At 70.8% G+C, this 19,862-nt stretch carries 17 protein-coding genes and 1 tRNA gene; 9 read left to right on the forward strand and 9 right to left on the reverse strand.

Annotated elements, in window-relative coordinates:
* Positions 1-1,464: a class I SAM-dependent DNA methyltransferase gene (locus K7957_RS18745; protein WP_223014188.1), complete on the forward strand. Its 1,464-nt coding sequence runs from the start codon at positions 1-3 to the stop codon at positions 1,462-1,464.
* Positions 1,465-2,581: 1,117 nt separating this feature from the next.
* On the opposite strand, the gene K7957_RS18750 is transcribed toward K7957_RS18745, so the two are convergent.
* A tRNA-Ser gene (locus K7957_RS18750) sits at positions 2,582-2,671 on the reverse strand.
* 159 nt (positions 2,672-2,830) lie between these two features.
* Between K7957_RS18750 and K7957_RS18755 the strand changes: the two genes are divergently transcribed.
* A complete protein-coding gene (locus tag K7957_RS18755) occupies positions 2,831-3,598 on the forward strand; it encodes a DUF1134 domain-containing protein (RefSeq protein ID WP_223014190.1) in 768 nt (255 codons plus the stop codon).
* Between the two features lie 540 nt (positions 3,599-4,138).
* Here the strand turns inward: K7957_RS18755 and K7957_RS18760 are convergent.
* The gene (locus K7957_RS18760; RefSeq protein WP_223014192.1) at positions 4,139-6,193 is read right to left on the reverse strand and encodes a TonB-dependent siderophore receptor; all 2,055 of its coding nucleotides are present in this window, start codon (positions 6,191-6,193) and stop codon (positions 4,139-4,141) included.
* A gap of 143 nt (positions 6,194-6,336) precedes the next feature.
* The gene (locus K7957_RS18765; protein WP_223014194.1) at positions 6,337-7,671 is read right to left on the reverse strand and encodes a dihydroorotase; all 1,335 of its coding nucleotides are present in this window, start codon (positions 7,669-7,671) and stop codon (positions 6,337-6,339) included.
* Between the two features lie 54 nt (positions 7,672-7,725).
* Here K7957_RS18765 and ygfZ point away from each other — a divergent pair, with 54 nt between their 5' ends.
* Complete coding sequence (ygfZ, locus tag K7957_RS18770; protein ID WP_223014196.1) at positions 7,726-8,451, forward strand: CAF17-like 4Fe-4S cluster assembly/insertion protein YgfZ; 726 nt, start codon at positions 7,726-7,728, stop codon at positions 8,449-8,451.
* A gap of 50 nt (positions 8,452-8,501) precedes the next feature.
* Here the strand turns inward: ygfZ and K7957_RS18775 are convergent, their stop codons facing one another.
* The 6 genes from K7957_RS18775 to K7957_RS18800 all read right to left on the reverse strand — a co-directional run bounded on the left by K7957_RS18775 (position 8,502) and on the right by K7957_RS18800 (position 14,298).
* Positions 8,502-9,725: a threonine synthase gene (locus K7957_RS18775; protein ID WP_223014197.1), complete on the reverse strand. Its 1,224-nt coding sequence runs from the start codon at positions 9,723-9,725 to the stop codon at positions 8,502-8,504.
* 308 nt (positions 9,726-10,033) lie between these two features.
* Complete coding sequence (gene grpE, locus K7957_RS18780; RefSeq protein ID WP_223014198.1) at positions 10,034-10,585, reverse strand: nucleotide exchange factor GrpE; 552 nt, start codon at positions 10,583-10,585, stop codon at positions 10,034-10,036.
* A gap of 44 nt (positions 10,586-10,629) precedes the next feature.
* Positions 10,630-11,673 carry a heat-inducible transcriptional repressor HrcA gene (gene hrcA, locus K7957_RS18785; RefSeq protein ID WP_223014199.1) on the reverse strand — a complete coding sequence of 348 codons (1,044 nt, stop codon included), beginning with the start codon at positions 11,671-11,673 and terminating at the stop codon, positions 10,630-10,632.
* A gap of 345 nt (positions 11,674-12,018) precedes the next feature.
* Entirely contained in the window at positions 12,019-13,044 is a 1,026-nt protein-coding gene (gene ruvB / locus K7957_RS18790; protein ID WP_223014200.1) for a Holliday junction branch migration DNA helicase RuvB, read from the reverse strand.
* A gap of 148 nt (positions 13,045-13,192) precedes the next feature.
* The gene (locus K7957_RS18795) at positions 13,193-13,558 is read right to left on the reverse strand and encodes a hypothetical protein (protein ID WP_223014201.1); all 366 of its coding nucleotides are present in this window, start codon (positions 13,556-13,558) and stop codon (positions 13,193-13,195) included.
* A gap of 128 nt (positions 13,559-13,686) precedes the next feature.
* Positions 13,687-14,298 (reverse strand): hypothetical protein, encoded by a 612-nt coding sequence (locus K7957_RS18800; RefSeq protein WP_223014226.1) that lies wholly within the window; start codon positions 14,296-14,298, stop codon positions 13,687-13,689.
* Positions 14,299-14,483: 185 nt separating this feature from the next.
* Here K7957_RS18800 and ispH point away from each other — a divergent pair, with 185 nt between their 5' ends.
* The 6 genes from ispH to K7957_RS18830 all read left to right on the forward strand — a co-directional run bounded on the left by ispH (position 14,484) and on the right by K7957_RS18830 (position 19,789).
* A complete protein-coding gene (gene ispH, locus K7957_RS18805; protein ID WP_223014202.1) occupies positions 14,484-15,449 on the forward strand; it encodes a 4-hydroxy-3-methylbut-2-enyl diphosphate reductase in 966 nt (321 codons plus the stop codon).
* Between the two features lie 359 nt (positions 15,450-15,808).
* Complete coding sequence (gene thrB, locus K7957_RS18810) at positions 15,809-16,762, forward strand: homoserine kinase (protein WP_223014204.1); 954 nt, start codon at positions 15,809-15,811, stop codon at positions 16,760-16,762.
* A complete protein-coding gene (gene rnhA / locus K7957_RS18815; protein WP_223014206.1) occupies positions 16,759-17,217 on the forward strand; it encodes a ribonuclease HI in 459 nt (152 codons plus the stop codon). The genes thrB and rnhA overlap by 4 nt, the downstream gene beginning before the upstream one ends.
* A gap of 448 nt (positions 17,218-17,665) precedes the next feature.
* Entirely contained in the window at positions 17,666-17,872 is a 207-nt protein-coding gene (locus K7957_RS18820) for a cold-shock protein (RefSeq protein WP_223014208.1), read from the forward strand.
* Positions 17,873-17,880: 8 nt separating this feature from the next.
* On the forward strand, positions 17,881-18,591 hold the full coding sequence (locus K7957_RS18825; protein ID WP_246617277.1) for a spermidine synthase family protein: 711 nt from the start codon (positions 17,881-17,883) through the stop codon (positions 18,589-18,591).
* 154 nt (positions 18,592-18,745) lie between these two features.
* On the forward strand, positions 18,746-19,789 hold the full coding sequence (locus K7957_RS18830) for a rod shape-determining protein (RefSeq protein WP_343228470.1): 1,044 nt from the start codon (positions 18,746-18,748) through the stop codon (positions 19,787-19,789).
* Positions 19,790-19,862: the final 73 nt, after the last annotated feature.

Raw genomic sequence — 19,862 nt, forward strand, 5'->3', positions numbered from 1 at the left:
ATGTCCGATACAAAACAGATCGTCGATCGCGCCTGGTCCTATGCGCATGTTTTGCGCGACGAAGGAATCTCTTACCTCGCCTACATTGAGCAGATCACCTTCCTCCTGTTCCTAAAGATGGTCGACGAGATCGCCGCCGCGGACCCCATGCGCGCGCCCCTAATCCCGCATCAGTGGGGCTGGGCCAGCCTCATCGAGCGGACCGGTCCCGACCTCATCGAGCATTACGAGCGCGTTCTTGAGCGGTTGAGCCAGCAACCCGGAATGCTTGGCGCCATCTTTCGCAAGCCGCGCCCGGAAATTGAAAATCCGCGCACCTTGCGACGGCTGATCGTCGACTTGATCGGCAGCGAAAACTGGAGTGCGCTTGCAGCCGATGTAAAGGGCGACATCTACGAGGGGCTGCTCGCGCGTACAGCCTCGGAGTCGCCCAAAGGGGCGGGACAATATTTCACGCCGCGCGGGCTGATCTCGGCGATCGTCGACTGCATACGGCCCACCGTTAAGGACACCGTCTGCGATCCGGCCGCAGGAACTGGCGGCTTCCTTTTAGCCGCACTCGAAGTTGCGAAAGCACAGGCGCGAGCACTCGACGAGACAGCGCTCGCGCATCTCCGAACGGACTTCGCGCACGGCTCGGAGTTGGTTCCCAACACCGCACGGCTATGCATCATGAACCTTTTCCTCCACGGAGTTGACGCAGATCCGCCACCCATCCGCGTCGGCGTCGATGCACTCGCTGAGGCTCCGGGCCGACGCTTCAGCGTCATCCTCACCAACCCGCCTTTTGGCACCAAGGGGACGGCGCGTGGAAGCGAAGAGGAGGACTCATCTGCCCCCGCCGGCGTACAAAATCGCCCGGACTTGGCCGTCGCGACATCAAACAAGCAGCTGAACTTCCTGCAGCATGCCGTCGCGATGCTTGAGGACGGCGGGCGCTGCGCGATCGTGGTGCCGGACAATGTACTCTTTGAAGCCGGGGCGGGCGAGGCCGTGCGTCGCCGACTCCTAAAGACTTGCCACGTGCACACTCTCCTTCGCCTTCCGCCCGGGATCTTCTACGCTCAGGGCGTCAAGGCCAACGTGCTGTTCTTCGACAAGCGTCCCTCGACGCCCGATGAGGCGCTTTGGGTCTACGACCTGCGTACAGCAAAGCATTTTACGCTTCGCCAGCGGCCGATCCAGCGCAGCGACTTCGACGAGTTCGTCGACCATTACGCCGACGGGAGCGAAGCGGCGCGACGCCGCCGGGCGACCGAGGGCACGTCCGACCGCTGGCGCGCCTATTCGCATCAAAACCTGCTCGAACGAGATAAAACTAACCTCGATCTCTCATGGCTACGCGAGCAGGTCGCGAGCGCCAACGAGGCATCGCTCGCGGCCCCGGCCGAGATCGCCAACTCAATCGCCCTTGATCTGCGCGCCGCAATCGAACGGTTCGATGCCGTCGCTCGCCGACTATGACGGATTCTCCTGAAGCAAACAGAGGCGTTTTTCCGTCAGCGGCTCGCCTAGCACTGCTGAGCGGACGACGGCTTTTAGGATCAACCGTCTGTCGGGCGGACGACCGAAATTAGGGTTCGAAGCTGGCGGTGCGCTCAAGCTGGACGAGCGTCCGCTAAGGCTTCGTAACAGCCGAAAACGGTCAGGTTCCCGGTTTCCATCCGAGGTAAACGATCAAGCCCTCATCCCTGCCACCTAAACGAACACCCGGTTTGTACGGGCCTGCGCCTGAAAGCGGATATGCAGCTATCACCCCCGGCAGGCGCGCGAGCCCCCTCCCCTGCCCGATGAACGAACGGCCGGCTCCCCCGGCCGTCCGCCCGAAAGCGGACAGGCAGCTATCCACCCCGCCGGCAATCGAGCCCCCCTTCCCTGCCCGCTGAACGAACAGCCGATCTTCTACTACCGTCTGCTCGGAGCAGGCGGGCAGCTCGCCGCCCCAAGCCCGCGATTGAACACTATTCCTGCGCGGCGGAGAAATCCGATTCTCGCCGCCGCCAGTCGGAAACGATTAGGCGGTAACTCAGCGGTCCAGGCCTTAATTCCCGCCCCCCCCCACAAACGGCCATAAAGGCCGAACCGCGGACCGAAACAGCCGGGCAGCTTTCGCGGCCGTTGCGCGGGACACCGGCGTACCGGCGTGATTTGGGCCGAGTTCGATGGCCGCGGATCACCTTCGTAGATGACACCCTCAATCCGTGTGGGACGGGTACTCTCATATTTGACCCGGGGGGCGCGACTACATCAGGATGGAACCGCTCTAAGCGACGGCGGCTTCCGCCTCACCACGTCCCGCCCCCCGGGGGGGGGGAGTAGCCTTTTGGCAGTCTTGTCAGTGAAGCGCGTAGCGCGTCATTGATGAAGATATTACCGAAGCACGTGGGCGAGATCGGATACAAAAGCGTCCATGACGCACACAAAGGGCTTGCGACATCGGAGGCTCGGCCCCTCAGTTCAGCGTTCGTGGCGGTTCATCGCTGATCGCCCGCAACCGCATCGGAGTGTGGGAACAAACGTGGGAACGAAGCGACAGCCGCAGTCGAAACACCAGCTTTCCGGCCGATTTTCACAGCAGCCTTGGCGGAGACGGAGGGATTCGAACCCTCGATACGGTTTCCCGTATGACGCTTTAGCAAAGCGTTGGTTTCAGCCACTCACCCACGTCTCCGGGCCGGCGTGAGGCGCGGCTATAGCGAGCGTCATCGACCTGATCAATGGGCCTGCGGCAATTCGGTGCGCCGCGTCACGGAGTCGGGTCGTCGCGGTGTTCATTGCCCGGACAGCAGCGCTGTCGCTATGCTGGCGCACCGGTGTGGGGACAGTGACGATGCGGACGATAGGGCGCGGTGTGCGGGGCGCGATGATGGTGGCGGGGCTCGCGCTGGCGGCGCCCGAAGCGGCGGGCGCGCAGGTGCGCACGATCGATCCCAACGCCGCGATCGACCAGGACGTCGGCGGCCAGCCAGCGGTGCGCACGCCGCGCGCGCCGCAGCCGGTCGAGCCGGTCCAGCGCGACGATGAACCGCTGCCTCCGGCCGAGACGCCGCCCGCGACGTCCACCCCGCCGACGCCGCAGGGCGACGCGCGCGCCAACGCCACCACCAACGCGGCGGAGACCTACAAGCGCGACGACCTGATCGCCGCGGGCGAGGGCGTGTTCGGCAAGGGCGCCGAGGGCTTCGCGCAGATCATCGAGAAGATCCTCAAGGACCAGGGCGAGCCGAACGCCTATATCGCGGGCCGCGAGGCCTCTGGCGCCTTCGTCGTCGGGCTGCGCTATGGATCTGGGATCATGACGCACAAGGTCGAGGGACAGCGCCCCGTCTATTGGACCGGTCCGTCGGTCGGCTTCGACGTCGGCGGCGACGCCAACAAGGTCTTCGTGCTCGTCTACAACCTCTACGACACGCACGACCTGTTCAATCGGTTTCCCGGCGCCGAGGGGCGGCTGTACTTCATCGGCGGCTTCGCGGCGACCTATCTCCGCCGGGGCAATGTCGTACTGATCCCGGTGCGGCTCGGGGTCGGCTGGCGCGCCGGCGTCAACGTCGGCTACATGAAGTTCAGCGAGACCGCGAAATGGCTGCCGTTCTGATCCAACGCTGAGCTGAGGCGCGGGTCGATGTCGCCCGTCGGATCGCCGACGCGGCGCCATCGAGGGAAGTGCTGGGTTCCGCGACGATCATGTCTCCGGGATGGCCCAGCGCGCCCCCGGTCTGAGGCCGGCCCAGCACCGGCGGCAGACGACGCGGTCCCTGCCTGATGTCGCTCCAGCGCTGCTCACCGATGCGCCGTGAGAATATCGGCCAAGAGTGCGTCCGCGGCCCTGGCTCGACGGCCGGCGCGCGGCGCGATGAGGAACCCCGCCGTTGGCCCATTATGGCGTCGAGCGGCGCCTACGTGACCAGCGTCCGGGCAGGCCGCGGCGGCGCGGTCGGGCGACATGAACGGGTCGAGCCCCGCTTCGCCGTGGAGTGAGCGGTGAGCGCCATGGTCAAGGTCGGCGCGATCAGGGGGTACAGCCGGTCGGACAGGCGAGCACCGCCCAGGCGCACCGGCCACGATCAGGACGGCGACGATCGGCACGCCGGCGCCGCGATGACCGAGGACGCGGCAGCGGATCGCCCCACGCGCTTCAGTGACGGTAGCGCAGCGTCGCCAGCAGCGTCCGCGGCGCGCCCGGATAGATATAGCTGTCCTGCGAGTCATAATAGCGCCGGTCGGCCAGGTTCTGGAGGTTGGCGGTGAGCTCGACCCGCTCGCTCAGCGTATAGTAGAGCGCGGCGTCGAACCTGGCATAGCCGGGGACGCGGAAGGTGTTGGGCAGATAGGCCTCACGCGCGCCGACGTAGAAGATTCCGCCGCCGAGCGCGACGGGCAGCGACGGCGGATCGAGGCGGGCCCACAGGCTGGCCTGGTCGCGCGGCACGTTGAGGAGATGGTCGCCGACCGGGATCGCCTGGTCACGCGTGACGACCGCGTCGGTGTGCGCGTAGCTGGCGACGAGCTGGAGCGGGCGCAGCGGTCGCGCGCTCAGATCCCCTTCGATCCCGCGCGATCGCTCCTGGCCGGCGAGGATCGAGAAGTCGGGGTCGGCGGGATCGGGCGTGGCGACGTTCCGCTTGCGGATCTGGTAGAGCGCCGCCGAGGCGGTGAGCCGGTCGTCGCGTGCGGCGTAACGGACGCCGAGCTCATATTGCTCGCCCTGCTCGGGCGCGGGCGTGCCGCCGGTGCGCAGGCGCGTCGAGGTCTGCGGGTTGAAGCTTCGCGCGCAATTGGCATAGGCGCGCAGCCGATCCGAGAATGAGTGGATCACGCCCAGGCGCGGGGTGAGCTGGCCCTGGTGGAAACGCTTCACGTCGCGTGCCAGGCGGTCGTTGCGCCACTCGGCGAAGCGGTCGTAGCGCAGGCTCAGCAAGGTCTGCCATCGCGGTGTCAGCGAGACGAGGTCCTGGGCATAGCCGCCGCGATCGCTCGTCACCATGCGCCGCAGCCGCAGGCGCGGCGGCAGCCCCGCCGCGGCGCCGGCGTAGACGGGCGCGAGAATGTCGATCGGCGCGACCGCGTCATAGCGGCGAAAGTCGTTCGATCCCGCTGTCCGTGTGCCGTCCACGCCGACGACGAGACGATGCTCCAGTCCGGCGAGGTCGACGTCGCCGTGGATCTCGGCGAAGGCGTTCAGATCAGTGCCCGGCGAGCGCACCAGCGTGAACTCGCGATCGACGGTGCGACCATCGACCTCAAGCCGCGTCGTCTGCGTCGCCGCCCGGCGGTCGGCGTTGCCGTGACGCTCGACCCCGGTCCGCATCGACCAGCCGCCACCGAGATCCTGGTCGAGCAGCGCCGACAGGTCGCTGTCGCGCACGCCGTAGCGGTCGCTCGGCTCGCCGAGGAAGCGCGCGCGCGGCAGCCGGAACAGGATCTCGCCCAGCGAGTCCGGGTCGAAGCCGCGGTCGGGCATGGTGACGATATGCTGGTAATAAGCGCGCAGGTCGAGCCGCGTACCCGGCGCGGGCCGCCACGCGAGCGCGCCGCCGACGGTCCATCGCCGCGGGTCGACCCAGTCGCGAAAATTGCCACCGCGCTCGTAGGCGCCGGTGAGGCGCAGCCCGACCGAGTCCGACATGGGCCGATTGATGTCGGCCTGCACCCGCGACTTACCGAAACTGCCGCCGCTCACCGCGAGCTCGCCGCCGGCGCGCGCCGCGGGTGCCTTGGTCACCACGTTGACGATGCCGCCTGGCTCGAGATAGCCGGTCGACACCGACGCGGGGCCCTTGATTACCTCGATCCGCTCGACGTGCACCAGATCGACCGTGGTGTCGTAGAAATCGTGGCGGAAGCCGTTGAAGAGACCGGTCGCGGCGTCGAAGCCGCGGATGCCGAACGAGTCGGTCACGCCCAGATAGGCTTCCTTGCGGACCACCCCCGAGATGTTGCGGGTCGCCTCGCTCAGCCGCAGGAAGCCCTGGTCCTGGATGAGCTTGGCCGGCACGGTCTGGATCGCGACCGGCAGGTCCTCGATCGGCGCGTCGAGATGGGTCGCCGCGGCGGCGCCACGCTCTCCCGAGACGACGATGTCACGCTCGACCGACGCGTCCGCCGACGCCTGCTCCTGCTGGGCCAGCGCCGGCGCCGCGACCATCATCGTCCCCGCCGCTGACAGCAGCACCGACCGCCCTCGCCTCATCCGACTTCTCTCCAGTGCGACGCATTATCATAGCATCGCCGTAAGAGGGTCGGGCGGAAAGAGACCGCTATCTTCGCCGGTCAGGAAGGCGGGGGCGGCGCGCCGCGCCGCCGGACGTCTCGCTCGCGCGGCGGCTCAGCGCCTCACCGCGCCCCTGGGAACTGTGTCGCCTCGAAGCGCAGCGGCTGACCCTGCGGCGCGGCGCCGAGCTCGTCCTCCCACATCGCCACCTCGCCGCGAATGATCGTGCCGATCGGCTTGCCGGTCAGCTCCATCCCCGTGAAGGGCGACCAGCCCGACCGCGACGCCAGCCACTCGTCCTCGATCGTCCAGCGCTTGCGCAGGTCCACCACGGTGAAGTCGGCGTCATAGCCGCGCGCGATCCGGCCCTTGCCGACCAGCCCGAAGATGCGCTGCGCGCCCGCGCTGGTCAGCTCGATCACGCGCTGCAGCGAGAGGCGACCATGCGCGGCATGGTCGAGCAGCAGCGGCAGCAAGGTCTGCACGCCCGGCATCCCGCTCGGGCTCGCGGGATAGTCCTTGCCCTTCTCCTCCAGCGTGTGCGGCGCGTGATCGGAGCCGATCACGTCGGGCACGCCCTGGTTGAGCCAATGCCACAGCCCGTCGCGGTGCGCGCCCGATCGGATCGGCGGATTCATCTGCGCCAGCGTGCCGAGCCGCGGATACGCCTCCTCGCCCGCCAGCGTGAGATGCTGCGGCGTCACCTCGCAGCTGGCGATGTCCTTGTTGCGCCCGAGCAGCTCGAGCTCGGCCGGCGTCGTGACGTGGAGCACGTGGATGCGCCGCCGCGCCGCGCGCGCCAGCCGGAGGATCCGCGTCGTCGCCAGCATCGCGCTCTCGTCGTCGCGCCACACCGGGTGCGAGGATGGGTCGCCCGCGACGCGCTCGCCGGCGCGCGCGTTCATGCGGTCCTCGTCCTCGGCGTGGATCGCGACGCGGCGGACGCCGTGCGCCAGCACCTCGGCGAGGCGCGAATCCTCGCTGACGAGCAGGTCGCCGGTGGAAGCGCCCATGAAGATCTTCACTCCCGCGGTGCCGGGCAGTCGCTCCAGCTCGGCGAGCTCGCGCGCATTGTGGTTGGTCGCGCCGACGTAGAAGGCGTGGTCGCACCACATCCGACCCTGCGCGCGCGCCAGTTTGTCCGCGATCGCCTCGGCCGAGTCGGTGTTGGGCTTGGTGTTGGGCATCTCGAACACCGCCACCACGCCGCCGCGCACCGCGGCCTCGCTGCCGCTCGCGAGATCCTCCTTATGCTCCAGGCCCGGCTCGCGGAAATGCACCTGGCTGTCGATCACGCCGGGCAGGATGTCGAGCCCGGTACAGTCGATCCGCCGTCCCGCGTCACCGCTGGCGCCGATCGCGACGATCCGGCCCTCGTTCACGCCGACGTCGGCCCTGACCGGTCCGCCCGGGGTATGGACGGTCCCACCGCTCAGCAGGAGATCGTAGCTCGCCATCGTCCGTCCTTTCCGGGTCTTTCACCGTGTGCGCCGCCTCCCTACCTTGCCGGCATGAGCGATACCAGACCGCCCACCACGCTCGCTGACCGCGCGCTGCTGCGGCTCTCCGGCGACGACCCGCGCGGCTTTCTCCAGGGGCTCGTCACCAACGACATGGCGGGCGCGCTGCCGTGCTGGGCGGGGCTGCTGTCGCCGCAGGGCAAGGCGCTGTTCGACTTCCTCGTCTGGAGCGACGGCGCCGACGTGCTGCTCGACGTCGAGCGCGACGCGCGCGAGGCGCTGGCGCGGCGGCTGACGATGTACCGGCTGCGCCGCGCGATCACGATCGCGCCCGAGGACTCGCTCGCGGTGCACTGGGCGGCCGAACGGCCCGCAGACGCCGAGGCGGTGCCCGACCCGCGGCTGGCGGCGCTCGGCTGGCGCTGGCTCGCCCCCGCCGACGACGGGGACGCGGCGGCACCGTGGCGCGCGCACCGACTGTCGCTCGGCGTGGTTGAGGGCCGCGCCGAGCTGGGCGACGGCGAGACCTTGTGGCTCGAGGCCAACGCGCGCGAGCTGGGCGGGGTGAGCTTCGCCAAGGGCTGCTATGTCGGGCAGGAGAATACCGCGCGGATGCACCATCGCAGCAAGGTCAACCGCCGGCTGGTAGTGGCGCCGCTCGCCCCCGACGAGGCCAAGGCGCGCGCGCTCTACCCCAACCTGGGACTGATGGTGGCGCTGCGCCGCGTCGAGGCGCTCGGCGACGCGCTGCGACCGACGTGGCTACCGGCTGACTGACCCGTGCGCGACGATCCAGTTTCGCCCAGACTCCCGAACGCCGCCGGCGCTCACAGCCGATCGAAGTCGATCGCGCCGTGGCGGTCGAGCCGCTGCTCCGCCGGCGGCATCGGGTATTTCAGCCCGGTCGCGCAGTTGAACAGGACCACCTCCTCGTCCTCGTCGACCTCGCCGTCGCGCAGCGCCTGGTGATACGCCGCCAGCGTCGCGCCGCCCTCGGGGCAGAGCAGCAGCCCGTCCTGCCGCGCGCAGGCGTCGACCGCGGCGAGGATCGCGGGATCGCCGACCGCCAGCGCCCTGCCGCCGCTCTCGCGCACCGCGCGCAGGATGAGGAAATCGCCCACCGCGCGCGGCACGCGGATGCCGGCGGCGACGGTGTGCGCGTCCTCCCAGCGCTCGGCATGTTCCTCGCCCGCCTCGAAGGCGCGGACGATCGGCGCGCAGCCCGCGGCCTGCACCGCGTACATGCGCGGGCGCTCGCTGCCGATCCAGCCGAGCCGCTCTAGCTCGTCGAACGCCTTCCACATGCCGATCAGCCCGGTGCCGCCGCCGGTCGGGTAGAAGATCGCCTGGGGCAGCCGCCAGCCGAGCTGCGCGGCGAGCTCCAGTCCCATCGTCTTCTTGCCCTCGATCCGATAGGGCTCCTTCAGCGTCGAGAAATCGAACCAGCGTCCCTCGGCCGCCCCCTTGCCGACGATCGCGCCGCAATCGTCGATCAGCCCGTTGACGCGCCACACGCGCGCGCCCTGCGCCGCGATCTCGCGCACGTTCACCTCGGGCGTGTCCTCGGGGCAGAAGACGATCGTCTCGATCCCCACGCGCGTGGCATAGGCCGCCAGCGCGGCACCGGCGTTGCCGTTGGTCGGCATCGCGATGCGGGTGACGCCCAGCTCCTTCGCCATCGCCACCGCCATCACCAGCCCGCGCGCCTTGAAGCTGCCGGTCGGCAGGCGACCCTCGTCCTTGACCCAGACGTGGGCGCCGCCGCTCCGCGCGATCGGGATCAGCGGCGTCTCGATCTCGCCGAGGCTGACGACGTTGGCCGTGTGCCGCACCGGCAGCAGCTCGCGCCAGCGCCAGAGGTCGGTCGCGCGCGCCGCCAGCGTCTCGCGCGGCAGCGCGGCGCGCACCGCGTCGAGGTCGTAGCGGACGAGGAGGGGCCGCCCGGCGCGTGAGAGATTGTGAAGCTGGTCCGCCGCGTAGCGCTCGCCGGTCAGCGAACACTCCAGATGGGTCACGAAGGTGGCGCGCTCGGCAATGAGATTGTCGTTCATGCCAATAGCCTTAGCGGGTGGTGCGGCGGCGTCCATGGGGCGAAGCGGCGGGGCGTCGAGAACGAGCCGCGCGATGCGGCCTGCCCGGCGAGATGCGCTTCGTCGCGCCCCTCACCCTCCGTCATCCCGGACTTGGTCCGGGATTCACCGGGCCGCATATCCTGCCCCCGTTGCTCCAGTGGAGGGCTGGATCCCGGACCAAGTCCGGGATGCCGGTGGAGGGGCTCGTCGTGTCCTCCGCGCGAGCCTGCATCCAGCTCACAGGACGGGAGGATCGCCACCGCAGCGGGGGAGACGAGCCCGCCACCTCACTCCGGCTTCTTCGCCACCCCGACCAGCGCGGGGCGCAGCAGCCGGTCCTTGATCATCCAGCCCGACTGCATCTCCTGCACCACCGTGCCAGGCTCGGCGTCGCTCGGCATCTCCACCATCGCCTGGTGGCGGTTGGGGTCGAGCGGCCGGCCCAACGCCTCGATCTTGGTCAGCCCGTGGCGCGCGAACACATTGGTCAGCTCGCGCCCGGTCGCCTCCAGCCCGGTGACGAGCCCCTTGAACTTGTCGTCGGCGCGCAGATCGGCCGGGATCGCGGCCAGCGCGCGCTCGAGATTGTCGTTCACCGACAGCACGTCGCGCGCGAAATTGGTGGCGGCATAGGCGCGCGCGTCGGCGGCGTCCTTCTCGGCACGGCGGCGCACGTTCTGGACGTCGGCCTGCGCGTACAGCGTCTCCTGGCGCGCGGCGGCGAGCTGGTCCTCCAGCTCGGCGATGCGCTGCGCCTGGGAATCGTGCTCGGCCACCTCGGGCGCGGCCTCGGCGGTGGCCTCGCGCAGGTCGTCGGCGGAAGTCGGTTGGTCGCTCATTCTGTCCCTGTCTATTTAAAGCGTCTCGAACGAGTGCCCGCGCCTCACCCGAGCAGGCGGGCGAGCGTCGCGGCGGTGAAATCCACCATGGGCACGACCCGCGCATAGTTCAACCGCGTCGGCCCGATCACCCCGACCACGCCGACCACGCGACCGTCATGCCCGCGGAACGGTTTGGCGATCACCGAGGATCCCGATAAGGCGAACAGCTTGTTCTCGGCGCCGATGAAGATCCGCGTCGCGTCGCCCGCGCGCGCCGAATCGAGCAGGGCGGCGATCTCCTGCTTGCCCTCGAGGTCGTCGAGCAGCCCGCGCACGCGCTCCAGGTCGGCGGCGACGGCATCGTCGAGCAGTCGCCCCTGCCCGCGCACGATCAGCACCGGGCGGCGCGCGCCGTCCTCGCTCCACACCGCCAGCCCGCGCTCGACCAGGGCGCGCGCGGCGGCGTCGAGCGCGCTGCGCCCGTCCGCCAGTTCGCGCTCGAGCCGCTGGCGCGCCTCCGCCAGCGTCAGCCCGCCCAGCGTCGCGGTCATGTAATTGCCCGCCTCGACCAGCGCCGACGGGTCGAGCGTGGCGGACAGGTCGATCACGCGATTCTCCACCGCGCCGTCCTCGCCGACCAGCACCGCCAGCGCCTGTGCCGGCCCGAGCGGGACGAAGCCGATCGAGCGCAGCACCGCCTCGCGCTTGGGCACCATCACCAGCCCGGCGCAGGCGGACAGGCCCGACAGCGCCGCGGTGGTGGCGGCGAGCGCTTCCTCGACCGGTCCGGCGGCGGCCGCGCGCGCCTCGATCTGCGCGCGCTCCTCCGGCGACGGCGCGCGGGCCTGCATCATGCCGTCGACGAACAGCCGCAGGCCACGCTCGGTCGGCATCCGCCCCGCCGAGGTGTGCGGCGCCGCGAGCAGCCCCGCGGCCTCGAGCTGCGCCAGCACGTTGCGGATCGACGCGGGCGAGAGGTTGAGCCCCGCCTGCGCCAGCGCCCTGGAGCCGACCGGCTGGCCGCTGTGGAGATAGCCGTCGACGACGCGGCGGAAGATGTCGCGCGCGCGGTCGGTCAGCTCGGCGATCGGGGGCGAGGGCGTCACCCGCGCAATGTAGGCGGCGGCGGGGGCGGGCTCAACCGGGTTCGGGGTGGGGCGGCGGCGGGCGCGAATGTTGCGAATGTTGAGTCGCTGGCGCGTTCGGTGGCGAATGTTGAGTCGCGGGTGCGAGCGGCGTGAGGCAAGGATGGAGGCAGCGGTCACCCGCGCGCTCTAGCCGGGCGTGCGGGGCGTAGGACAGCGCTGCCGCTCTCCGATCCCCCCGCCGAGCGGGGAGGATCTTAGCTCGATCGGATCGAACACCCCGCTCCGGCTCTCGCCCGGGGGAGACAGCGTGACCATCGCTGTGCCGCATGGGCGCCCCCCCGCCACGCGAAGAGGATCTACAACTCACTGATCGAACAGCCCGTCCTGGCTCCCGGCGGGCGGGTTCAACCCCAGATGCTTCCACCCGCCGGCGTTGAGCACGCGCCCGCGCGCGGTGCGCGCCACCAGCCCGAGCTGGATCAGATAGGGCTCGATCACCTCCTCGATCGTGTCGCGCGGCTCGCTCAGCCCGGCGGCGAGCGTCTCCACCCCGACCGGGCCGCCGCGGTACACGTCGGCGATCATCGTGAGATAGCGCCGGTCCATCGCGTCGAGCCCGAGCGTGTCGACCTCGAGCCGGTCGAGCGCGCGGTCGGCCACGCCCGCGTCCACCGTCACCGCCCCGGCGACATTGGCGAAGTCGCGCACGCGGCGCAGCAGCCGCCCCGCGATCCGCGGCGTGCCGCGCGCCCTCCGCGCGATCTCGGCGGCGCCGTCGGGCGCGATGCCGAGCTCGAGCAGCCCCGCCGCGCGCGCCACCACGCGGGTGAGCTCCTCCACGCTGTAGAATTGCAGCCGCACCGGGATGCCGAAGCGGTCGCGCAGCGGCGTGGTGAGCAGCCCCTGCCGCGTGGTCGCGCCCACCAGCGTGAAGCGCGGCAGGTCGATCCGCACCGAGCGCGCCGACGGCCCCTCGCCGATCATCAGATCGAGCGCGCGGTCCTCCATCGCGGGGTAGAGCACCTCCTCGACCGCGGGCTGGAGCCGGTGGATCTCGTCGATGAACAGCACGTCGCCGTCCTCGAGGTTGGTCAGCAGCGCGGCGAGGTCGCCCGACTTGGCGATCACCGGGCCCGAGGTGGCGCGGAAGCCCACCCCCATCTCGCGCGCGATGATCTGCGCCAGCGTCGTCTTGCCCAAGCCGGGCGGGCCGAAGAACAGGACATGGTCGAGCGCGTCGCCGCGGCCGCGCGCGGCGTCGATGAAGACGCGCAGATTCTCGCGCGCGGCCTTCTGCCCGACGAAATCGTCGAGCGTCTTGGGGCGCAGCGCGGCGTCGACGTCCTCGACGCGGCGCGTGGACGAGATCAGGCGGTCGGCGTCGGTCACGCTTCGTTCCGTAGCGCGCGGCGGCGCGCGGGCAAAGCCCCGGTGGGAAGTGGGAGGTGAGGCCGGCAGGGACAAAGCGCTGGTTTCCCCATGATCGTCATCCCCGCGAAGGCGGGGATGATGGGAGAGGGGGCCGGCCCCCGCCGGCTCACGCCAGCCGGTCGACCACCATCCCGCTGCTCCCCGGCGCGGGGCTGCCGTAGGTGGCGCCGCCCAGGCTGGCGCGCAATTTGTCGAGCACGCGGTCGAATTGGTCGAGCTGCGCGTCGGCGCGGCGCATCAGGCTGCCGGTCGAGCCCGACCCGCCGGTCTCGCCGAAGAAGTCCTTGAGCGACGCGCCCGCGCTCGCGCTCAATGCGCCGCCAGCCACCTGCGAGTCGACCCGCGCGGCGATGGTGCGATCCTCCGCCGTCGCCGGGACCGGCGGGGTCGCCGGCGCGACCGCCGCGCGCGTCGTCGGCGCTGCCGAGAGCGGCAGCGACGAGGAGGACAGCAGCGGGGTCAATACGGTCACGAACAACTCCTTGCGCCACCGAAGGCGTCTTCGACCAAAGACTTAGGCCGATAATGGTTGCTCAAAGGTGACCGGCTCGCCGCCGATCCGACTCGGCCCGTCGCAGAACGGGCGAAAGTGCAGTCTCGTCAACGGGTTGCGTTATATTTCAGCTGGTCGGGGGTGAGCTGGAAGCCGACCAGCGCCTCGAAGCTGGCCGAGGCCACCGCGGTGCGCACCTGCGGGTCGGCGAGCGGGTCGAGCGCGGCGTCCTCGTCGCCCGCCTTGCGCTTCTTGGTCAGCCGGTCGCGCACCTCGGCCGGGAGCGTCGCGGCCGCGCGCGCCACCGCGCTGCTCGCCTCGGCCGAGGCGGTCGCGACCGGCTGGCCCGCGTCGAAGTGGAGCGCGACCTCGCCGAGCCGTTTGGCCACCACCGAGCTGCCGCCGCGCGTGATCGCGATGAAATAGGGCAGCGTCACGTCGCGCGGCGAGTCGGCGCGGACGCGGCGCGCGCGCACGTCGAAGGTGACGCGCGTGATCACGTCGCTGCCCTGGTCGTCGCAGGTCGAGCGGACGTTGCTGATCGTCGCCACGGTGTCGATCGCGCTGGCGGTGCGGCTGGCAGGCGGGTCGAACAAGGTGACGTCGCCGGTGCCCGCGGGGACCGCCACGGTCGGGCAGACCGAGCGCACCGCGGTGATGCCCGCGCCGCCGCGCGAGACGTCGATCTCGCCGGTGCGCGCGCAGCCCGCCACGAGCAGGAGGACGAGCGATGCGGCGAGCGGGCGGTGGAGAGTCACGCCGGGAGGAGTCACGGGGGGAGAATTCACTGGGGTATCCCGACAATCAGCACGTGCGACAACGGGGCCGCGCGAACGGCCCCGGTCACGCCCGCAGCATAGGAACCGACTATCGCCGGAGCAAGCATTGGCGTAGACGCGGGGGCATGGCCGAACCCGCTCCCGCCCGCCGCCCGCTCGAGCTGCTGATCGCCGCGCCGCGCGGCTTCTGCGCCGGCGTCGACCGCGCGATCCGCATCGTCGAGCTCGCGATCGAGAAGAACGGCGCGCCCGTCTACGTCCGCCACGAGATCGTCCACAACAAGTTCGTGGTCGACTCGCTCAAGGCCAAGGGCGCGATCTTCGTCGAGGAGCTGGACGAGGTGCCCGACGGCGCGCCGGTGGTCTTCTCCGCGCACGGCGTGCCCAAGTCGGTCCCCGCGGCGGCGCAGGACCGCGGGCTGGACTATCTCGACGCCACCTGCCCGCTCGTCTCCAAGGTCCACCGCCAGGCCGAGCGGCTGGTCGCGGCGGGGCGGCACATCCTGTTCATCGGCCACGCCGGCCACCCCGAGGTGATCGGCACCTTTGGCCAGGTCCCCCCCGGGGCGATGACGCTGATCGAGACGGTGGAGGACGTCGCCGCGCTCGCCCCCGCCGATCCCGCCAACCTCGCCTTCCTCACCCAGACGACGCTGTCGGTCGACGACACCGCCGCGGTGGTAGCGGCGCTGCACGCGCGCTTCCCGCTGGTGCAGGCGCCGCACGGCGAGGACATCTGCTATGCCACGTCGAACCGCCAGGCCGCGGTGAAGGCGATCGCGGCGGCGTGCGACGCGCTGCTGGTGATCGGCGCGCCCAACTCGTCCAACTCGCTGCGGCTGGTCGAGGTGGCGGAGCGCCAGGGCATCCGCGCGGCGCTGATCCAGCGCGCCGCGGACCTCGACTGGGCGTTCCTCGACGGCGTCGGCACGCTGGGCCTCACCGCCGGCGCCTCCGCGCCCGAGCTGCTGGTGCGCGAGCTGGTCGACCGGCTCTCGACCCGCTTCGACGTGACCGAGCGCGAGGAAGAGACCACGCGCGAGACGATCGCCTTCAAGCTGCCGCGCGGGCTGGAGTCGGCGGCGGCGTAAGGGAGGCGCTGGGCTTTCTTCCGCCCGGCACCTCACCCACCGTTCGTCATCCCGGACCTGGTCCCGGGATCCACCGTGCCGCACTTCCATCGGCCAATGAGGACGCGGGGGGGGCGGGCCCCGGAACAAGTCCGGGGTGACGGCGCATAGCGGGCGCGGCGCGCGCGCTCGTCGCCCCCTTCCCGGCCACACCGATTGCCGCACGTGCGGCACGATGGATCCCGGCTCAGGGCCGGGACGACGGCACGAGAGTGGCGCGCATTGCCTTCTAAATCGCATCCCGGGCTTGACCGCGCCTCCTCTCATCCGCGAACGAACCGGCCGCGGGCGCCCGGACGGCCGCCGCGAGGGGGCGACAGGTGGCAGTCTACACGCAGGTATCCGCCGAGGCGCTCGCCGCCTTCCTCGCGCGCTACGATGTCGGCGCGCTGGTATCGGCCAAGGGCATCGCCGAGGGCGTTGAGAATTCCAACTATCTCGTCGACACCACCGACGCGCGCTTCATCCTCACGCTCTACGAGAAGCGAGTCGCCGCCGACGACCTGCCCTTCTTCCTGGCGCTGCTCGACCATCTCGCCGCGCGCGGCCTGCCCGTGCCGCCCGCGATCGCCGACCGCGAGGGCGTCGCGATCCAGCGGCTCGCCGAGCGCCCCGCCTGCCTGATCCGCTTCCTTCCCGGCGTCTCGGTCTCGCAACCCAGCCCGGCGCAGGCGCGCGCCGCCGCGCGGGCGCTGGGCAAGATGCACGAAGCGCTCGGCGATTTCGCGTCGACCCGCGCCAACTCGATGGGCGTGGCGACGTGGCGCCCGCTGCTCGATCGCTGCGGGCGCGACATGGACACGATCCAGCCCGGCCTGTTCGACCGCGTCGCGCGCGCGCTCGACGCGATCGAGCGCGACTGGCCCAGCGACCTGCCGAGCGGCGCGATCCACGCCGACCTCTTCCCCGACAACGTGCTGATGCTGGGGGATGAGGTCACCGGCCTGATCGACTTCTACTTCGCCTGCACCGACCTGCGCGCCTATGACCTGGCGGTGATGCACTCGGCCTGGGCGTTCGACGCCGCCGGAGCGCCGGTCGACACCGCGGTGGGTGAAGCGCTGCTCGCCGGCTATGCCGCGGCCGCGCCGCTCTCCGCCGCCGAGCGCGCCGCGCTGCCGCTGCTCGCCCGCGGCGCCTGCGTCCGATTCCTGCTCAGCCGCGCGTGGGACTGGCTGCACACCCCTGCCGACGCACTGGTCACGCGCAAGGACCCGCTCGCCTATCTCCACCGCCTCGCCTGGTACGAGGCCCATCCGGACTGTTTCCCATGACCGAACTCACCCTCGTCGAGATGTTCACCGACGGCGCCTGCAAGGGCAATCCCGGGCCCGGGGGCTGGGGCGTGGTGATCCGCAGCGGCGCGCACGAGAAGGAGCTCTCCGGCGGCGACGCGGTCACCACCAACAACCGCATGGAGCTGACCGCCGCGATCGAGGGGCTCAACGCGCTGACCCGCCCGTGCCGCGTCAAGCTGATGACCGACAGCCGCTACGTCATGGACGGGTTGACCAAATGGATCCACGGCTGGCGCAAGAACGGCTGGAAGACCGCGGACAAGAAGCCGGTGAAGAACGCCGAGCTGTGGCAGGCGCTGCTCGCCGCGGCCGAGCCGCACCGCGTCGAGTGGGAGTGGGTGAAAGGCCACGCCGGCCACCCCGGGAACGAGCGCGCCGACCGGCTCGCCAGCGACGCCGCGGTGGCGGCGGGGCGCGCGAAGCGGGCGTGACGATCGCGGGTCGGCCCGGCGGCTTCGAGAACATCGACCATCAGCCGGAAGGTCATCGATCGCCTTCCAGGCTTCCTGCCCGGATCGTCGGCGACGCTCCTCACCTTCCGTCATCCCGGACTTGGTCCGGGATCCACTCCTCCGCGAGAGCAACGCCTGAAAGGTACGCGGCGCGGTAGATCCCGGCCCAATTCCGGGATGACGGCAACATGGCGGAGAGCTGAGCCGCGAGGCAGCATGGATGCCGGTCCGTCGCGGCCAAGTGCTCGCTGACGCGCCGCCCGTCGATTGTCCCTATCTTTCCCCTCGCCACCGGCCTATCACGGTAGCGCGACGTCGTATGCGACGGATCTCGGGCCGCTTCGCCTCCCGTATCCCTTTCAAGCTAAACGAAGCCGGGGTGCCGCTCCCGTGGCAGCCCCGTCACCTGGGATGAAGGACGCTCCCCATGATCACCGGCACCGTCAAATTCTTCAACGCCGACAAGGGCTATGGCTTCATCGCGCCGGAGGACGGCGGCACCGACGCCTTCGTCCACATCAGCGCGGTCGAGCGCGCCGGCATGCGCACGCTCGATAAGGACCAGCGCGTCAGCTACGAGCTCGAGACCGACCGCCGCGGTAAGGTCTCGGCCGTCAATCTGCAGACGGCCTGAGCCGCTCGATGGCGGTGGCCGAGGCGGCCCTCGGCACGCCTGACGTCGGCGCGGACGGCCCCTGGGGCATCCTCGTCGACACCGCCGAGCTGCCCGACGGCGGCCAGCTCCACCTGCGGCGCCACGAACAGGATTACGAGATCCTGTTCGGCGACGAGCAGCTGATGGGCAGCTGGGCGGTACGCTCCGAGCAGGCGCTCGCCACGCTCGCGCTGCGCGGGCTCGGCGCCGCACCGCGCGTGCTGATCGGTGGGCTGGGCATGGGCTTCACGCTCGCCGCCGCGCGCGCCGCGCTGCCGGACAGGGCGACGATCACCGTCGCCGAGCTGGTGCCCGAGGTGGTCGCCTGGGCGACCGGGCCGCTGCGCCATATCCACGGCGAGTCGCTCGCCGACCCGCGCGTCTCGCTGATCGTCGGCGACGTCCACGACGTGATCCTGAAGCAGGAAGAGCGCTTCGACGCGATCCTGCTCGACGTCGACAACGGCCCGGAGGGCCTGATCCACCTCGCCAACGAGCGGCTCTACTGCGACTGGGGCCTGCGCACGGCGCGCACCGCGCTCCGCACCGGCGGCGTGCTCGCGGTCTGGTCGGCCTTCGCGGATCCCGACTTCACCGCGCGCCTGCGCGCCGCCGGCTTCGCCGTCGACGTCGCCACCGTCGACCCCGACGGACACGGCGAGGCGCCGCCGCACACGATCTGGCTCGCCACCCGCTGACGCGCCGCGGCGGGGGGCGTCCGCCACCTGCCGCCCGCCACCCGCCGCTGATCGCAAGCGCATTGACGGGCGACGTGAAAGTCGCGAGCCGCGCCAGACCCTTGAGCCCCTTTGTTGGCAGCGCGCCGCCGACATCATCGAGAGAACGGTGCCCGTGCGCTTACCTTCCATCCTCGGCCTTCGCTCGCACGACCTCGCGGTCGACCTCGGCACGGTCAACACGTTGGTCCATGTCGCCGGGCGCGGCATCGTCATCGACGAGCCCTCGGTCGTCGCGGTGGAGGAGCGCGACGGCGTCACGCGCGTGCTCGCGGTCGGCTCCGACGCCAAGCTGATGATGGGCAAGACGCCCGAGCATATCCGCACGATCCGCCCGCTGCGGGACGGCGTGATCGCCGACCTCGACGTCGCCGAGCAGATGATCAAGCACTTCATCGACAAGGTCCACGGCGGGCGCGGCCGGCTCCAGCGCCGCCCCGCGATGGTGATCTCGATCCCGACCGGCTCGACCCAGGTCGAGCGCCGCGCGATCCGCCAGGCGGCGCTGAGCGCGGGCGCCTCCGAGGTGCGGCTGATCGAGGAGGCGCTCGCCGCCGCGCTCGGTGCCGGGCTGCCGATCACCGCGCCGACCGGCTCGATGGTGGTCGACATCGGCGGGGGCACCACCGAGGTCGCCGTGCTGTCGCTGAGCGGGCTGGCCTATAGCAGCTCGGTCCGCGTCGGCGGCGACAAGCTGGACGACGCGATCGCCTCGCACGTCCGCCGCCGCCACAATCTGATGATCGGCGAGGCCACCGCCGAGCGAATCAAGCTGACGATCGGCTCCGCCAGCCGCCCCGGCGACGACGCGGACCGGCCGATGCGCGTCAAGGGGCGCGACCTGGTCAACGGCATCCCCAAGGAGATCACCATCACCGAGGGCGAGATCGCCGACGCGCTCGCCGATCTGGTCGGCCAGATCGTCGAGGCGGTGCTGCGCACGCTCGGCCATATCAAGCCCGAGCTCGCCGCCGACGTGGTCGAGCAGGGCATCGTCATGACGGGCGGCGGCGCGATGCTGACCCGGCTCGACGAGGTGCTCAGCGCCGCGACCGGGCTGCCGGTGGTGGTGGCGGACTCGCCGCTGCTGTGCGTCGCCGTCGGCGCGGGGTTGGCGCTGGAGGACTCGCGGCTGCGCGACGCGCTGTCGCAGGGGTAGCGGGGGGGGGGGGGGGGCGAGGCCCTCCCCTTCTGGAACCGTTGCGTGATCGTGATCGCGCCCTCTGCTCCAA

It is taken from the genome of Sphingomonas yunnanensis (assembly GCF_019898765.1).
In the GTDB taxonomy this organism is placed as follows: Bacteria; Pseudomonadota; Alphaproteobacteria; order Sphingomonadales; family Sphingomonadaceae; genus Sphingomonas; species Sphingomonas yunnanensis.